This window comes from Acetobacter persici (assembly GCF_018256955.1).
Classification (GTDB): Bacteria; Pseudomonadota; Alphaproteobacteria; order Acetobacterales; family Acetobacteraceae; genus Acetobacter; species Acetobacter persici.
Map to the genome: position 1 here is coordinate 223,411 of NZ_JAERKU010000003.1, position 16,453 is coordinate 239,863.

General features: G+C 58.7%; 15 protein-coding genes. 13 read left to right on the forward strand and 2 right to left on the reverse strand.

Annotated features, from left to right (window positions below; genetic code table 11):
• The first annotated feature begins 42 nt into the window (after nt 1-42).
• From cysD to JK199_RS05505, 13 genes are all read left to right on the forward strand, one after another.
• Nucleotides 43-837 (forward strand): sulfate adenylyltransferase subunit CysD, encoded by a 795-nt coding sequence (gene cysD, locus JK199_RS05445; RefSeq protein WP_086655243.1) that lies wholly within the window; start codon nt 43-45, stop codon nt 835-837.
• A 25-nt stretch (nt 838-862) separates the two neighbouring features.
• Nucleotides 863-2,755 carry an adenylyl-sulfate kinase gene (gene cysC / locus JK199_RS05450; protein WP_212374353.1) on the forward strand — a complete coding sequence of 631 codons (1,893 nt, stop codon included), beginning with the start codon at nt 863-865 and terminating at the stop codon, nt 2,753-2,755.
• A gap of 138 nt (nt 2,756-2,893) precedes the next feature.
• Nucleotides 2,894-3,745 carry a sulfate ABC transporter permease subunit CysT gene (gene cysT / locus JK199_RS05455; protein WP_212374355.1) on the forward strand — a complete coding sequence of 284 codons (852 nt, stop codon included), beginning with the start codon at nt 2,894-2,896 and terminating at the stop codon, nt 3,743-3,745.
• A complete protein-coding gene (locus JK199_RS05460) occupies nt 3,742-4,545 on the forward strand; it encodes a sulfate ABC transporter permease (RefSeq protein ID WP_212353505.1) in 804 nt (267 codons plus the stop codon). Before cysT ends, JK199_RS05460 begins: the two co-directional genes overlap by 4 nt.
• Nucleotides 4,542-5,606 (forward strand): sulfate/molybdate ABC transporter ATP-binding protein, encoded by a 1,065-nt coding sequence (locus JK199_RS05465; RefSeq protein WP_212374357.1) that lies wholly within the window; start codon nt 4,542-4,544, stop codon nt 5,604-5,606. The genes JK199_RS05460 and JK199_RS05465 overlap by 4 nt, the downstream gene beginning before the upstream one ends.
• 142 nt (nt 5,607-5,748) lie before the next feature.
• A complete protein-coding gene (locus JK199_RS05470; RefSeq protein ID WP_212374360.1) occupies nt 5,749-6,093 on the forward strand; it encodes a DUF2849 domain-containing protein in 345 nt (114 codons plus the stop codon).
• A gap of 26 nt (nt 6,094-6,119) precedes the next feature.
• Nucleotides 6,120-7,814: a nitrite/sulfite reductase gene (locus tag JK199_RS05475; protein WP_212374362.1), complete on the forward strand. Its 1,695-nt coding sequence runs from the start codon at nt 6,120-6,122 to the stop codon at nt 7,812-7,814.
• Entirely contained in the window at nt 7,801-8,289 is a 489-nt protein-coding gene (locus tag JK199_RS05480; protein WP_212374364.1) for a DUF934 domain-containing protein, read from the forward strand. The genes JK199_RS05475 and JK199_RS05480 overlap by 14 nt, the downstream gene beginning before the upstream one ends.
• A gap of 18 nt (nt 8,290-8,307) precedes the next feature.
• Nucleotides 8,308-10,320 (forward strand): glycosyltransferase N-terminal domain-containing protein, encoded by a 2,013-nt coding sequence (locus JK199_RS05485; RefSeq protein WP_212374366.1) that lies wholly within the window; start codon nt 8,308-8,310, stop codon nt 10,318-10,320.
• Nucleotides 10,320-11,306 (forward strand): tetraacyldisaccharide 4'-kinase, encoded by a 987-nt coding sequence (gene lpxK / locus JK199_RS05490; RefSeq protein ID WP_408742341.1) that lies wholly within the window; start codon nt 10,320-10,322, stop codon nt 11,304-11,306. Before JK199_RS05485 ends, lpxK begins: the two co-directional genes overlap by 1 nt.
• Nucleotides 11,303-12,223, forward strand: coding sequence for a lysophospholipid acyltransferase family protein (locus JK199_RS05495; RefSeq protein ID WP_212374369.1), 921 nt, complete (start codon nt 11,303-11,305; stop codon nt 12,221-12,223). The genes lpxK and JK199_RS05495 overlap by 4 nt, the downstream gene beginning before the upstream one ends.
• A gap of 114 nt (nt 12,224-12,337) precedes the next feature.
• A complete protein-coding gene (locus JK199_RS05500) occupies nt 12,338-13,135 on the forward strand; it encodes an inositol monophosphatase family protein (RefSeq protein WP_212374371.1) in 798 nt (265 codons plus the stop codon).
• Nucleotides 13,136-13,229: 94 nt separating this feature from the next.
• Complete coding sequence (locus JK199_RS05505; protein WP_077929965.1) at nt 13,230-14,081, forward strand: lipid-binding SYLF domain-containing protein; 852 nt, start codon at nt 13,230-13,232, stop codon at nt 14,079-14,081.
• 63 nt (nt 14,082-14,144) lie between these two features.
• On the opposite strand, the gene mltG is transcribed toward JK199_RS05505, so the two are convergent.
• Together mltG and fabF are read right to left on the reverse strand one after the other, a co-directional pair.
• A complete protein-coding gene (mltG, locus tag JK199_RS05510; RefSeq protein WP_212374373.1) occupies nt 14,145-15,140 on the reverse strand; it encodes an endolytic transglycosylase MltG in 996 nt (331 codons plus the stop codon).
• A gap of 11 nt (nt 15,141-15,151) precedes the next feature.
• Nucleotides 15,152-16,438 (reverse strand): beta-ketoacyl-ACP synthase II, encoded by a 1,287-nt coding sequence (gene fabF, locus JK199_RS05515; RefSeq protein WP_035373290.1) that lies wholly within the window; start codon nt 16,436-16,438, stop codon nt 15,152-15,154.
• Nucleotides 16,439-16,453: the final 15 nt, after the last annotated feature.

The following is a 16,453-nucleotide window of genomic DNA, read 5'->3' on the forward strand; positions in this document are numbered from 1 at the left end:
GGCCTTTTCCTTCTTTTTCTCAGAACAGGTTTGACCAGACAAATGGACCATCTTGATCAGCTCGAGGCACAGAGTGTCTTCATCCTCCGGGAAGCCTATCGCAAGCTTAAGCCCCTCGCCATGCTGTGGTCTCTGGGAAAAGATTCGAACGTCATGGTCTGGCTGGCCAAGAAGGCTTTTCTGGGCCGCGTTCCCTTCCCCGTTATGCATGTGGATACCGGTAAGAAATTCCCGGAAATGTATAAATTCCGCGATGAATACGCCAAAAAATGGGATCTGGACCTGCTTCTTGGCACCTGCCCGCCTGTTGAGGAAATGGACCCGTCTCTGCCGCCTGCAGCGCGTTCAGCCGCCCGTAAAACGGCAGGCCTCGCGGCTATGATTGAGAAACATAAGTTGCAGGGCGTGATTGCCGGTATCCGGCGGGATGAACAGGGTACCCGCGCCAAGGAACGTGTGTTCAGCCCGCGTGGGGCCAGCCACAAATGGGATATCCGCAACCAGCCTCCGGAATTCTGGGACCAGTATGCCACCCCACATGAAGAAGGCATGCATATCCGTGTGCATCCTCTTCTGTCATGGCGGGAGATTGATATCTGGCGCTATATTGAGCGCGAGGGGATCCCGCTGGTGGACCTGTATTTTGCCAAAAATGGCAAGCGCTATCGTTCTCTGGGCGATCAGGACATTACCAACCCGGTGGACAGTAATGCCAGCACGCTGGCGGAAGTCATTGCTGAACTGGAAACCACCCGTACGTCCGAACGGTCTGGCCGGGCCATGGATCATGAATCCGAAGATGCCTTCGAGCGGCTGCGTGTCGCCGGTTATCTCTGAGCCTTAGCGGACTGGAACCAGAATTATGACGACTTCTCTTCCCTCTTCTCTGGCTCTGTCTCAGGAGCCAGCAACGCCGATCGTAATTGTCGGGCATGTTGACCACGGCAAGTCCACACTGATTGGCCGCCTGCTGCATGACACGGATAATCTGCAGGACGGTAAGGTCGCGCAGATTATTGAATCGTCCAAAAAGCGCGGTCTGAAGATTGAGTGGAGCTTTCTGCTCGACTCTCTCCAGATCGAGCGTGATCAGGGTGTTACGGTTGACTCCACCCGTATCCCGTTCCTGCTGGGTAAGCGGGAATATGTGATTGTGGATGCTCCCGGCCACCGCCAGTTTCTGCGCAACATGATTACCGGCGCAGCGGATGCGGAAGCTGCTGTGCTGGTGGTGGATGCGGCGGAAGGTGCGCGTGAGCAGACCCGCCGCCATGCCATGCTGCTGCATCTGATTGGTATCCGGCATGTGCTTGTTCTGCTGAACAAGGTTGATCTGCTGGATTTCGATCAGACTAAAGTTGAGGCCGTAGAAAAATCCGTCTCTGAACTGCTGAAAAAGCTGGATCTGGAAGCTGCGCTCTTTATTCCGGCCTCCGCGCGGGATGGCGATAACATTGCCAGCCGGTCTGACCGTATGCCCTGGTATAAAGGACCGACGCTGACGGAAGCGCTGGCACAGGTCCCCTCGCCTGCTTCCCGCGCGGAGCTGCCTCTGCGCCTGCCCGTGCAGGATGTTTATCGCTTTGATGATAAACGCTACGTGGCGGGCCGCATTGAACGTGGCCGGGTGCGTGTGGGCGATACGGTGATTATCGGCACCCAGAAGACGCCCGCAAAAATTTCCTCCATTGCAAGCTGGCATACGGCTCCGCAGATTTCTGCGGCGGCAGGCCAGTCTGTTGCTGTGACGCTGGAGCCGGATGTGATCCCGGATCGTGGTGACCTGCTCCATTTGCAGGAGACACCGCCGGTTGCGGCATCGCGTATCCGCACCCGCCTGTTCTGGCTGCGTCAGGAGCCGTTGCGCGTGGGTGAGAGCTTCCATCTGCGTCTGGCGACGGCAGAACATGCTGTGACGGTGACCTCCATTGAATCCGTCGTAAATCTGGATGATCTGACGGAATATGCTGGTGAGGAAGTTCCGGCAGAAGGTTTTGCGGAAATCACGCTCTCAGCCGCTGAAACAATTCTGTTTGACCCCTTCACGCCCGGTACAGCCGATGGCCGTGGTGTTCTGGTGGACCGGCAGCAGCGGATTGTGGGCGGGGCACCCCTGCTGGGTCCGGCGGACATTGCGCAGGGTGAAAAGCTGATTCACCCGACGGGAAGTGACGTCACGGTGCAGGACCGTACACGGGCCAAGGGGCATCGTGGGGGCGTGTTCTGGCTGACCGGCCTTTCGGGTTCAGGCAAAAGCACTCTGGCCCGCGCGACGGAATCTGCTCTGTTTGCGGATGGTGTGGACGTGACCGTGCTGGATGGAGACACACTGCGCGCCGGCCTGTGCAAGGACCTCGGCTTCTCTGAGGCTGACCGGACTGAAAACGTGCGGCGCGCTGCGGAAGTCGCCCGTATTCTGCGGGATGCCGGGCAGGTTGTGCTAGTGGCACTGATCTCCCCCCTCCTCTCTGATCGTGCCCTTGCGCGGCAGATTCTGGGTGAAGATTTTGCGGAAGTTTTTGTGGATGCGGACCTTGCGACGTGTGAGCAGCGGGACCCTAAAGGGCTTTATGCTGCGGCGCGCTCAGGCAAAATCAGTGGCTTTACAGGCATTGATGCGCCCTATGAGGCTCCGGTCAGCCCTGCCCTGCATCTGAAAACCAGCGCCGGAAGTGTTGAGTCCGAAACAAAAACACTTGCATCCTTCATCAAAGAAACCGTCAGATTATCAGGCGCGTTAAAAGCCCGCTCTTAAGAGCAGGGTAAAGTACGGGTCAGAATGGAGTGCTGCATACGCAGCCTGTGTTCTGGCCCGTGGTGTTTCAGGATGATCAGATGAACATGGCGGCAGGAGAAGGACGGCTATGAGTTTCAGTCAGGCTTTGCTTGCAGCATGAAGCAGGCTGTTCTGTCCTTTTTGCGCGGTGGAGGCTCTGCCCTGCCCGGTTATCGGCTTGCGCTGGGGGCGACCCTTCTCTGGACCGGGTTTTTTATCCTCCTGCCCCTCTGCGCGCTGATGATTCGTCCCTGGCAGGATGGCGTGGGGGCCATGGTGGCGGCGCTGCATGATGCGCGGATGTTTGCGGCTCTGTGGACCAGCTTTTCCTGTGCGTTCCTTGCGGCTCTGCTGAATATTCCTCTGGGTCTGCTGCTGGCATGGGCGCTGGTGCGAGGGGATCTGCCGGGCCGCCGTATTGCGGACGCGCTGATTGACCTGCCTCTGGCCCTGCCAACAGCCGTATCCGGGATTACTCTGGCGACATTATATGGCCCGCAGGGCTGGCTTGGGGCGCCGCTGGCAAAGCTGGGAGTAGTGCTGGCGTATAGCCGCACAGGCATTGTTCTGGCGCTGATGTTTGTCGGCCTGCCGTTTGTGGTACGCACGGTCGAGCCGGTTCTGAAGAACCTGCTCCGCGATATGGAAGACGCAGCCGTTCTGCTTGGCGCAAGGCCCTGGCAGGTGGTGACGCGCGTTGTGATTGCGCCGTTACTGCCTGCTTTAGTGACGGGCTTCGGGCTGGCTCTGGCACGGGGTGTTGGAGAATACGGGTCCGTTATTTTCATAGCAGGCAATCAGCCCTTCCGGAGTGAGATTGCTCCCTTGCTGATCGTCGTGCGGCTTCAGGAGTTTGACTATGGCGGGGCAACAGCCATCGCACTGGTTCTGCTGCTGATCTCGCTGCTCGCTCTGGTGCTGGTCAGCCTCGTGCGCAGGCGGCTTTCTGTGTGGGGTGAACAGGGATGATGCGTTATGCTCTCTGGATCGTCACATGGGCGCTGATTGTGCTGGTGCTGCTGATGCCACCTGCCGTGGTCGTCGCCGAGGCACTGAAAACGGGGCTGGCCCCGGCTCTTGCCTCCCTGTCCGATCCGGATGCGCAGGCGGCTATCTGGCTGACGCTGGAAGTCACGGTAGTTTCCGTGCTGGTCAATACAGTCTTTGGTATTCTTGCCGCGTGGGTGCTGACAAAATACCGCTTTCCAGGCCGCTCTGCCTTGCTGGTGCTGGTGGAGCTGCCGCTGAGCATTTCTCCTGTTGTCTCCGGTCTGGTCTGGCTCTTGCTGTTTGGGGCTCAGGGCTGGTGGGGGCCTGCGCTGGAACAGGCCGGTATTCACATTGCCTTTGCGGTGCCCGGCATCATGCTGGCCACCATTTTCGTGACGCTGCCTTATGTGGTGCGGACCCTCGTCCCGCTGATGGAGCAACAGGGGCGAGACGCGGAGGAAGCCGCCATGCTGGCAGGGGCCGGATTCTGGAATATTCTCTGGCGCGTTACGCTGCCCGGTGCGCGGGTTGCCTTGTTTTCCGGTGTGTTGCTGACGACAGCGCGCGCGATGGGGGAGTTCGGGGCGGTTTCCGTCGTGTCCGGGCATATCCCCGGCATGACCGAGACAATGCCGCTGCATATTGAAAGTCTTTATAATGGATATCAGACGGTTGCGGCCTTCAGTATGGCCACGTTGCTGGCCGGGATGGCGATGATGGCTGTCCTGCTGCGTTCCGCACCGGACTGGCTGGCCCGCAGGAAGGAGACGCAGGCATGAGTGTGCAGGTTGAGCATCTGGTGCGCTATGCGCCGGGCAGCACGCGGCGCCTGTTGAATGATGTGTCTCTGGATGTGCCTGCGGGTGCCTTCGTGGCGCTGGTCGGGCCGTCCGGCGCGGGCAAGACAACGCTGCTCCGGGCCATTGCCGGGCTGGATACGTTTGATCAGGGCACCCTTCTGCTGGATGGGCAGGCTGTGGGCTCCATGCGGGACCGTGCCCGTAAAATTGGGTTTGTCTTCCAGAACTACGCGCTGTTTCCGCATATGACGGTAGCAAAAAATATAGCCTTTGGGCTTGATGTTCTCCCCCGGTCAGAGCGTCCGTCCCGCTCCGCCATTACGGCACGGGTGCAGGATTTGCTGGATCTGATGCAGATTCCAGAGGCCGGAGCATCTTATCCGGGGCGTCTGTCTGGTGGTCAGCGGCAGCGTGTGGCTCTGGCGCGTGCGCTGGCGACCGGTCCTAAACTTCTGCTGCTGGACGAGCCGTTTGGAGCGCTTGACCCGATTGTGCGACGTTCAATCCGCACATGGCTGAAAGGCCTGCATGAACGGCTTGGGCTGACGACCATTCTGGTCACGCATGATCAGGATGAGGCTGTGGAAATAGCCGATCGTATTGTGGTCATGCAGCACGGGCAGATTGTGCAGGATGCAACCCCGGAGGAACTGAACCGGAATCCGCAGACGACGTTTGTCATGGAGTTTCTGGGGGAAGCTCCGTCTTTTAACGGCGTTGTGCGGGAGGGGCTGGTGGTCCCTGATGAAGCCGGGGTGCTGCCTTTCCCCGCGCCTGAAACAGTTTCCCCCGGCCCGGTAACAGCCATCTTACGGCCGTATGAAATTCAGGTGCGCAGAGGGGATGAAAGCTTGGAGACTGTTTCCCTTGTGCCGGAGGGAGCGCGCAACGGATATCGGCATTACCGGGCCCACCTTGCCGAGCGTTTTGTGCCGCTGTGGACACCTGATCATACGCAAAATGACGTGGAATTGCAGGGAGCTGCCCTGCTGGATATCAGCCGGGCCAGATTGTTCCGTGACGGGCAGCGCTGCGGATAGTTTTTCCGAGCCTGATGGCAAGAGTATCTATCGGGCTCCTTCGTGCTTCTTTCACGATCACTCAAAATCAGGCGTGGTATATTGATAATATATCACGCCTGATGTAATTTTCCTCAGGGATTGTTCCGGAAAGGGATATGCTGTGGACCGCAGAAACAGTCGTCGGGATGTTGAAGGCAACAGTGTCATCACGGCCAATCGTCTTCTTGATGGCCGCATTGTCTGGCTGGCCGCCAATGGGCAGTGGAAGACTTTGATTCAGGACGCAAAGCTCTATCCTAACAGCACGGTGGAAGAGGCTTTAAAGGCCCGGACCGCGCACGCGCAGGAAGACGGTCTGGTTGGTATTTACGGCGTGCAGGTGACGCAGACGGCATCCGGCCCGCTGCCTGTTACCAGCCGTGAGAGAATCCGTGCTGCCGGGCCCACTGTGCATCCTGATTTCACGCCGGACTGGCACGCACCCCACCCCGCGCCGCACGCCTGAACAGACGATCAAGATTGGCTTTACCAATGTCTCACGCTCCCTCTGCCGCGCTGCCTGTCGGGCATTATGCTTATGATGCTGTTGACCGCACGTTCCTGAAGCAACGCGTTGCCCAGTTTCAGGATCAGGTAGAACGCCGCCTGTCCGGTGCCCTGACAGAAGAAGAATTCAAGCCGCTCCGCCTGATGAATGGCCTGTATCTCCAACTCCACGCCTATATGCTGCGGGTTGCCATTCCGTATGGCGTGCTTGATGCGGCGCAGATGCGCACACTGGCGCACATTGCCCGGACGTATGACCGGGATTACGGACATTTCACCACCCGGCAGAATATCCAGTTCAACTGGATCCGGCTGGAAGACACCCCGGAAATCCTGAATGTTCTGGCTGATGCGGACATGCATGCCATCCAGACCAGCGGAAACTGCATCCGGAATGTTACGGCGGATCAGTTTGCCGGTGCCGCAGCGGATGAGGTGCTGGACCCGCGTGTCTATGCGGAAATTCTGCGGCAGTGGTCCACACTGCATCCGGAATTCACGTTCCTGCCTCGTAAATTCAAGATTGCGATTTCCGGCAGCCAGCAGGACCGTGTGGCCGCCCGCTTCCATGATATCGGGCTGATTGCGCGTGAAGGCGATAATGGCCGTCCGGTGTTTGAGGTTTTTGTCGGCGGAGGGCTGGGGCGAACCCCTATTATCGGCGTCAGGTTGCGCGATGATCTGCCGGAAGAAGACCTGATTGCTTATCTGGAAGCCATTCTGCGCGTTTATAACGCACACGGGCGGCGCGATAATATCTACAAGGCCCGGATCAAAATTCTGGTGCAGGCCCTGGGGGCGGAAGAATTCCTCAGTCAGGTCAATGCGGAATTTTCTGCGATGGACCGGTCTCGCTATCGCCTGCCGGAAGCCACCGTTGAAGCCATTCGTGCACGCTTCGGCGCGCCCGATTTTGCTCCGGCGGGAGATGCTGCTGAAAAACTGGTGGCCCAGCGTAAAAGTGATCGTGCGTTTGATGCGTGGGTCAGAACCAATACGCATGCTCACAAACAGCCCGGCTATGCGTCCGTCACCGTGTCGTGCAAACCGGCTGGTGGGATTCCGGGGGATGTGACCTCAGCGCAGATGGATCTGTTGGCGGATCTCGCGGACCGCTACAGTTTTGGGGAATTGCGGATCACGCATCTGCAAAACGTGGTGCTGGGCCATGTACGGCAGGATGCCCTGTATGACGTCTGGCAGGCTCTGGAGAAAAACGGGCTTGGGGAAGCTAATATCGGCTTTATTACCGATATCGTTGCCTGCCCGGGCTTGGATTATTGCGCGCTTGCCAACGCACGGTCCATCCCGATTGCGCAAAAACTGAGCTCCCGCTTTGCCAATGCCGATCTCCAGCGGGAAATCGGGCCGTTAAGGCTGAATATTTCTGGTTGTATCAACGCCTGCGGGCATCACCATGCCGGGCATATTGGTATTCTGGGCGTTGATAAACGGGGGGAAGAAGCGTTCCAGATTACGCTTGGCGGGTCCGCCGGAGGGGCGGATGCCTCGGTGGGACAAATTCTGGGGTCGGCTATGTCGGAAGATGAAACGGTTGATGCAATCGCCCGGATCATTGATACGTATCTTTCCAGACGGACGGCGGGTGAACGGTTTATTGAAACATGCCGCCGTCTCGGCACAGCACCATTCAAGGACGCCGCATATGCCCCTGCTTGAAAACGGCCAGATTATTCAGGACACGTGGAAGACTGCCGTTGAGGGTGAACCTCTTCCGGCAGGCAATGTTCTGGTGCCGCTGGCCCGTCTTTCTGAAGGGCTTGGCCGTAATGATGATGCGCGGCTGGGTGTGGTGCTGAGTTCCGCCGATGAGGTTGAGACTCTGCGTGATGCCCTGCCCCGGCTGGATGTTGTTGTGCTGACCTTTCCGGTTTTTCGGGATGGTCGGCCTTTCACGCAGGCGCGCGCACTGCGGGAGCATCATGGTTTTAAAGGTGAAATTCGCGCTGGCGGGCATATTCTGCCGGACCAGTATGAATTTCTGCTCCGTTGTGGGGTAACGACGGTTGTCCTGCCGGATGAAGCTGATCCTGCTGTCTGGCGGAAGGCGCATGAGGCATTTACGGTGGCGTATCAGCCATCTGTTCTGGATGAGCAGCCAGAAGGCTTTGCTCTCAGGCGGAGGCTGGCGTAGCGCGGGAGAACGGGTGCTGTGCCGCGTCTTTCGTTCTCCGCCGGGCCGTTTTTTCGAAAATTCCTTATCAGCACAATCCGGGGTTATCTGGGTTTCACCCTGCGCACAACGCGTTGGACCTTCAGTATCGACCCGGAGGCGCGCAAGTTTCTCACGTGTGAGGATGGCCGCACGGCTGTTGTGGCTTTCTGGCATGAGGTCCTGCCTCTCACACCTGCTCTGTGGTGGTGGGCGGAGCCGCAAAACCCGTCCATGCGCCTGCATGTTCTGATCAGCCGGAACCGGGATGGGCGATTGATTGCAGATATCGTCGGGAAATGGCGGATCTGGTCTATCGCCGGATCATCGGACACACGCGGCAAAAACAAGGGCGGAGCAGCGGCTTTGCGGAGCTTGCGGTCCAGATTGCGGCATGGCGGCATTGTCGCCATTACGCCAGATGGCCCCAGAGGCCCGCGCAGAGAGGCACAGCAAGGCGCTACGGCACTGGCTGCCCTTGTTAAAAAACCGATTATACCCGTCGGTGCGACCTGCCGGGGGATCCGTCTGAACTCATGGGACAAGATGATTTTACCGCTGCCCTTCGGGCGCGGGCATTTTGTCTGCGGTGCCCCTCTTATTCTTGCGCGGGATAAAGAGCTTCAGGCGGAGCATAGTGCGGATCGTCTTCTTGCCGAGGCTATCACGCAGGTTATGGCTGAAGCTGAGCAGCCATGGGTGGATCGTCCCGGACGCCAGAAAGAGAAAATCTGGCTTACCCCTCTGTCTCTCCAGCCATCCCGGGTCTGGCACTGGGTTGCGACGGGTCTGGCCCCTGCCCTGCCTTTTCTGCTGCGCTGGCGGCAGGTGCGCGGGAAGGAACTGCCAGACAGGGTGCGGGAAAAAATGGGCTTTGCCTCACGCGCTCGCCCCGCAGGTCCGCTGATCTGGTTCCATGCGGCCAGCGTGGGGGAACTTGTTTCTATTCTGCCTCTGGTGCAGCGGTGTCTGGAGAAAAAAACAAACGTCACAGTGCTGTTGACAACCGGAACGGTGACAGCCGCCCGCCTGTTGCAGCACCGTCTGACGCATCCGCGGCTTGTGCATCAGTTTGTGCCGCTTGACGTGCCGCGCTGGGGACGACGGTTTCTGGCGAACTGGCAACCGCAGGCCGTGGTTTTCACGGAAAGTGAGCTCTGGCCGAATCTGATTGGCCTGTGTCACCAGCAGAATATTCCTGTGGCGCTTGTTAATGGACGAATGTCAGAGCGATCTTTTAAAAACTGGCACAGGTTTCGTCCTGTCGCGCGGCAGATGCTGGAGCGGTGTGCATGGATTGCCGCGCGATCTGACGCGGATGCTCAGCATTTCCAGCAGCTTGGAGCAAGATCTCTGGCAATAACTGGTGACCTTAAAACAGCAGCCCCGCCCTTGCCTGTGGATCAGGTGGTGCTGCAATCCGTGCAGCAGCAGCTTGCCGGACGCCCCGTTTTTCTGGCGGCGTCCACCCATGAGGGTGAAGAGGATGCACTGCGGCCGGTCCTCCAGATTTTACAGGCACGTTTTCCATCCCTTCTGACCATTATTGTCCCGCGCCATCCGGAGCGGGGTGCGGCAATCAGTGCACTTTTTGGAGGCGCTCCGCGCAGGGCACAGGGGCAGGTTCCGGCCCGAACGGACTCAGTCTGGGTGTGTGATACGCTTGGTGAACTTGGACTGTTTTACCGGCTGGCGGATTTTGCCTTTATCGGGAACAGTCTGCCGAATGTCAGGACAGGCGGCGGCGGGCATAATCCTTTTGAACCCGCCCGGCTGGGATGTGCGCTGGCAACCGGCCCCCGTATTCAGAATTTTCAGGAGGCATTTGCCATTCTGGGTGAGAGCGTCGTGACCGTTTCTACGGCAGCAGACCTTGTGGACTGGGTGAGTGCTATGCTGGAAAATCCGGCCCGTCGAAAAGCCTGTGCAGAGCAGGCACAGGCTGTTGCGACCGCCAATATGGCTCTGCCAGAGCAACTGGCGGATAAAATTCTGGCACTTCTGCCCGCATGATCCGCCCTCCCCGCTTCTGGTCAGACCCTCAGGCGAGACTATTGCCCTTGCTGCTTGCGCCCTGTGCTGCGCTGGTGGCCGCCTGTGCGGCAAACCGGCAGAAAAAAACAGGGTGGAAAGCCTCTGTTCCTGTTCTGTGTTGCGGGAACCTGACGACGGGTGGCACTGGCAAGACGACTGTAGTGCTGGACCTCATCGCCCGGTTAAAGGCGCGGCAGGTGGCCGTTCATGCGCTCACCCGGGGGTATGGCGGCCGCATTAAAACAACGACGCTGGTTGATCTTGCGCGCCATTCTGCGCGGGATGTGGGGGATGAAGCGCTGCTTCTCGCCCAGCAATGTCCGACATGGGTTGGCGGGGACCGTGCGGCGTCTGCCCGTGCGGCTGTTGCCGCAGGAGCGTCCTGCCTGATTATGGATGATGGTTTCCAGAATCCGGGCCTGTACAAAGATCTCTCATTACTGATTGTGGATGGCGCGGTGGGACTGGGCAATGGGCATGTTCTGCCTGCCGGGCCTTTGCGGGAGGCTCCTGCTGCGGCTCTGGCGCGAGCATCTGCTGTTCTGCTGATTGGCGCAGATCAGACTGGTTTTCTCACGCAGTATGCGGAGCACTTACCGGGCGTTTTGCGGGCTGACCTGCAAACCGGGCAGGATGTGCTTGCCCTTAAAGGCAAGCGCTGTCTGGCATTCGCCGGGCTCGGGCGACCCACCAAATTTTTTGAAGGTTTGCGGCGGGCTGGCGTTGAGCCCGTGCAGTGCCTCGCTTTTCCTGATCATTATTTTTATAAAGAGCGAGATATGACGCATCTCGCTACACTTGCCCGGCAGGCTGATGCACAGCTTGTCACGACGCCCAAGGACACGGTCCGGTTTCCGCTGGCCTTCAGAAAAGAACTCATGACTGTGGGCGTCGGGCTGAACTGGTCAGACCCGCAAGCCCCTGAAGCGTTGCTGGATCAGCTTTTGGGCCAGAGGGCGCTATGAGTGTCGCGCCCGTAACGCGGCTGATGCGTCTGGAAGCATGGGCGGCACAGAAACTGCTTGATCTGTTTTTAAAGATGGGGCCTGCGCGGGCATCCAGTTTTGCCGGGGGGCTTTGCCGGGTTCTGGGGCCTCTTCTGCCGGTTTCAAAAATAGCAGATAAAAATCTGCAACTGGCCATGCCTGAGCTTGATGCGGTGCAGCGGGCACGTATCGTAAAAGGCGTGTGGGAAAATCTGGGGCGTACGGTCGGTGAGCTTCCGCATTTATCCAGCCTGAAGGAAAACACGCCAAGCGGGCCGGGGTTTGAAGTTCAGGGGGCCGACTATCTGGAAGAACAGGCAAAGCGTGGCGGCGCTGTCCTGTTTGTCTCTGGCCATATTGGCAACTGGGAGATGCTGCCACCGGGTGTTGCCCGGCATGGCACGCCCTTTGCCTCCTTTTACCGCGCCGCCGGAAACCCCCTGATTGACGGTATGATCCGTGACTTGCGGGACGCGGCTATGGCCCCTACCCCCATGCCTCTTTTTGCCAAGGGCGCCCGTGGCGCACGGGAGGCGCTGGCTTACGTCTCCAAAGGGGGGCGTTTAGGGATGCTGGTAGACCAGAAAATGAATGACGGCGTTGAAGCCACATTTTTCGGACGTCCTGCCATGACGGCCCCGGCTCTCGCGGCGATGGCGCTGCGCTACCGGTGCGCAGTCATTCCCGGCTATGTGGAACGGCTTGGGCCGGCGCGTTTACGGATTGTGGTGGAGCCACCGATGGCGTTGCCGGATACCGGCGATAAAAAAGAGGATCTGCGCCTGCTGGTGCAGCAGGTAAATGACCGGCTTGAAAGCTGGATCCGGCGTAAACCGGAAAGCTGGCTGTGGCTGCATCGGCGCTGGCCGAAAGAACTTTATAAAAAACACGCCTGAGCCGATATGGCCGGCGGGCCAGTGCTGTTCTGAGGAGAAAGATGGTCGCCTCCACCCGGACTTCAGGATATGCTCCTGTTTTATAAAATGATTTGAAACTGGAGCCGTTTCCGCATGCCTTCACCCAGCCCCGCCCTTGCCTGCCGTCTGGAAGCCGCCCGTGCTGTGGTGCAGGATGCCGCGGGTCTTGCTATGTCCATGCGGCCTGCTCCGGGTGGCCCGGAGGGAAAGCAGAAATCCGCGCAGGACTGGCTGACGGAAGCTGATGGCGCTGTTGAAAACTTTATTGCCCGGCGGATGCAGGCACTCTTTCCGGATGATGGCTTTCAGGGGGAAGAAGGAGGCGTTGCCCGTGCGGGGAGCCTGCGGTGGGTTGTTGACCCGATTGATGGAACCTCCAACTATGCCCGGGGCCGGAACCGCTGGTGTGTCTCTCTGGGCCTGCTGGACGGGGATGAGCCGGTAGCAGGTGTGATTGAGGCCCCTGCGCTTGGAGAGGTTTACACGGCTCTGCGTGGGCACGGTGCGTTTCTCAACGGGAAGCGGATCAGGGCTTCACCGGTGACGGACCCTGCCAGCGCCATGATTGAGATGGGCTGGAGCAACCGGGTTCCAAAACCTGTTTTTATGGAAAAAATTGACGCCATTATGGATCTGGGCGCCATGCCGCGGTCTGGTGGTTCCGGTGCGCTGGCGCTGGCTGACGTCGCATGTGGGCGTCTTGATGGCTATATCGAAATTGTCATTAATCTCTGGGATGTTGCGGCAGCACTCCCCCTGCTGGCGGAAGCCGGCGCGTGTGTTTCCCCGTTTCTGCGGGACGGCGGGCTGACAGGCCCGGCAACAATCCTTGCGGCAAACCCGCATATTGCGCAGGCTCTGTCCTCTGCCGTAGGAATTTCTCTCGATTAAGCTGTGGAGAGGGATGGTATTCGGGCCATTCTGCCGCCACAAACGAGACGTAAGGCTTGGCCACTCATTCAGGCCCATAATGGAGACGACCAGAATGCGGTCATTTCACCGTTTTTCCTCCTTTTCCCTTGCTTTGGGGATGGCGACTGCCCTGAGTTGCGCACCCGTTCTGGCACATGCAGCCGATAGCGGACAAACGCTGGTCGATAAGGCTGCGCTGACGGTGCAGGACATTTTTGTGGGGGCGACGGCGCAAAGCAATGTCGCCATCAATCTGGGCAAAGCCCGTGCCGTGATGGTGTGTCCCTCCATTTTCCGGATGTCTATCGCTTTTGGCGGGGCTGGTGGTGGCTGCCTGCTGCTGGCGCGTGATGCGCGCGGGTCATGGTCTGATCCGGCATTTTATACGCTCAGCACGGCATCCTTTGGTATTCAGCTCGGCGTGCAGAATTCTCAGGCCATGTTTTTTGTCATGACGGACCGTGGGTTGCAGGCGTTGCTGGATAGCCAGTTTCAGTTTGGTGCCAATGCGGGCGTTTCCTTCGCGACCCTCAGCAGCAATGTTGAGCGGGGTAATGCAGGGGCCAGCAATACGGACATTCTCGTTGCGCAGAAATCTCAGGGGCTTTTTGCTGGCGCGGCGCTGGGTGGCACAAAGCTGACAGTCAACAGTGATGCCAACCGGTCTTATTACAGTCAGAGCGTAGGGCCGGAAGATATCGTCGTGTCCATGCGCGTCAACAATCCGGGGGCGGACCCGCTGCGCAGTGTGCTGACCCGTTATGGCAAAATGGCTCCCTCTACAGGGACCACGGGCAAAACGGCCACTTCAGCACGGCGGAGTGCCGCAACCGACACGGACACAATCGGCAGCGATGCCGTCAGCACGACTGGCTCGGGCAGTATGGGCAGCGTAAAGCATGAAAATCTGGCTCCGATAAAATGAGCCTGAGGGCGCGAAGCCATCGCGCCTTCTATACCTTACCTTCTATAACGTTACCTCGTGCCCCTATTGCCGGGGCGTGAGGACGTGATCCGCCTGTTTCTTTTGCCTGAAAATCTGCACATTTTTATTATGTTCAGCGAGGCTGGCCGCAAAATTATGGCCTCCCTGCCCGTTCGCCACAAAATACAACATGGTTCCGCTCGCCGGGTGTGCCACGGCCTCCAGCGAGGAGAGGCCGGGTGAGCAGATTGGCCCCGGTGGGAGGCCTGCGTTGGCGTAGGTGTTATATGGACTGGTGATCTGAAGGTCCGAATGTGTCAGCGGCCTGCCTAGGGGAGAGGCCCCATTCGTCAGGGCATAAATCACCGTCGGGTCCGTTTGGAGCTTCATCCCCTGTTGCAGGCGGTTGATAAAGACCCGTGCCACAAGTGGCCGCTCCGCAGGAAGAGCGGTTTCCTTTTCCACCAGAGAAGCCAGCGTCACAAACGCCTGTTCATCAGGAATTTCCGGCACCGGGGTCCGTTTCTCCCACAATGTCTGAACCGCTTTTGTCATGGAGGCCTGCATGCGTTCCAGCATCTTCTGCCTGCTGGTATTCCGCAAATAACTATAGGTTTCTGGCATGATGCTACCTTCAGGCGGCAACGGGGCATCGTCTGTCAGAAAAAGGGCGGATTGAAGCAAAGCCTGAATCTGATGCGCTGTCAGCCCTTCCGGAATGGTCAGCCTGTGTAGAACCGGGCGGCCGTGGCGTAGAATACGCAAAGCCTCTTGCATGGAGACAAAGGCCGGGAAATGCAGTTCCGCGGCATGGAGCTGGCCGTCTTTGCGGGTTAGCAGCACAGCAGCCAGAGAAAGGCGTTCTGTCCAGACCCCGGAGTGGAGAACTCCAGCCTGCTGTAAGGTATGAATTGTGCTGAGATAGTCGCCATGCGGAATGACAACATCGGTTTCCTGAGCGAGTGGCCCCGGATTTTTATAATCAAACCATGCTTTAAGGGTGGTTCCCCCTGCTCCCAGAAAGAGCAGAAGGAACACGACCGACAAGAACCTGCGCATATCGTCCTGTATCAGACGCCGCGCACAACCAGACTGGCATTTGTGCCGCCAAAGCCGAAGCTGTTGGACAGAGCAACATTAATCTGCCGCTGCTGCGCTGTATGCGCGACCCTGTCAATCACGCTCTCGCGTGACGGGTTATCAAGGTTAAGCGTGGGAGGTGCCACGTTGTCACGGATGGCAAGCATGCAGAAAATGGCTTCAATCGCCCCCGCAGCACCCAGCAGATGCCCGGTGGCGGATTTGGTGGAAGACATTGCCAGCGTGCGGGCATCATCCCCAAACAGACGCTCGACAGCTTCAAGCTCAAGGTCATCCGCCATTGTGGAGGTACCGTGGGCATTGACGTAGCCGATATCTGCCGGTGTAACGCCAGCGCTTTTCAGAGCTGAGCGCATGGCGCGGAATGCCCCGTAATGCCCTTCTGCCGGTGCCGTAATGTGGTAGGCATCCCCGGACATGCCATACCCTACGATTTCCGCGTAGATCTTGGCGCCACGGGCCTTGGCATGTTCGTACTCTTCGAGCACGACCACACCGGAGCCTTCCCCCATGACAAAACCGTCACGGTCTTTGTCCCACGGGCGAGAGGCTTTTTCCGGTGTTGCATTAAACCCGGTTGAAAGCGCTCTGGCGGAGCAGAACCCGGCAATTCCCAGCGGGCAGACAGTAGCTTCCGCACCACCTGCCACCATCACATCCGCATCCCCGAACATGATGAGCCGTGCGGCGTCACCAATGGCATGCACACCGGTTGCACAGGCTGTCACCACAGAATGGTTAGGCCCCTGAAAACCGTATTTGATGGACACATGCCCGGAGACAAGATTGATGAGGGCTGATGGAATGAAGAAGGGGGAGAGACGTTTTGCACGCCCTTCATGCACCGTGATGGAGGCGTCATAAATGGTCTGGAGACCACCAATGCCCGAGCCAATCATCACACCTGTGGCGCATTTTTCTTCTTCAGTCTGAGGTTTCCAGCCGGAATCCTCCACAGCTTCAGTCGCTGCGACCAGTCCCATATGAATGAAACGGTCCATCTTGCGCTGGTCTTTGACCGAGACCCAGTCAGAAAGCGTCAGCTTTCCTTCAGAAGTCGGTCCTTCCGGCACCTGTCCGGCAACCTGCGCAGGCAGATCGCTGGGGTCAAAATGCGTGATTCGACCAATCCCGCTTTCCCCTGCGATCAGACGTGACCATACGTTTTCGACACCGAGGCCCAGAGGACCCACCATGCCCATACCGGTGACGACGACGCGTCTCCGGCCCGAATTTGCTCCGGCCGACTGCAACAAACCAGCCCGCTCCCC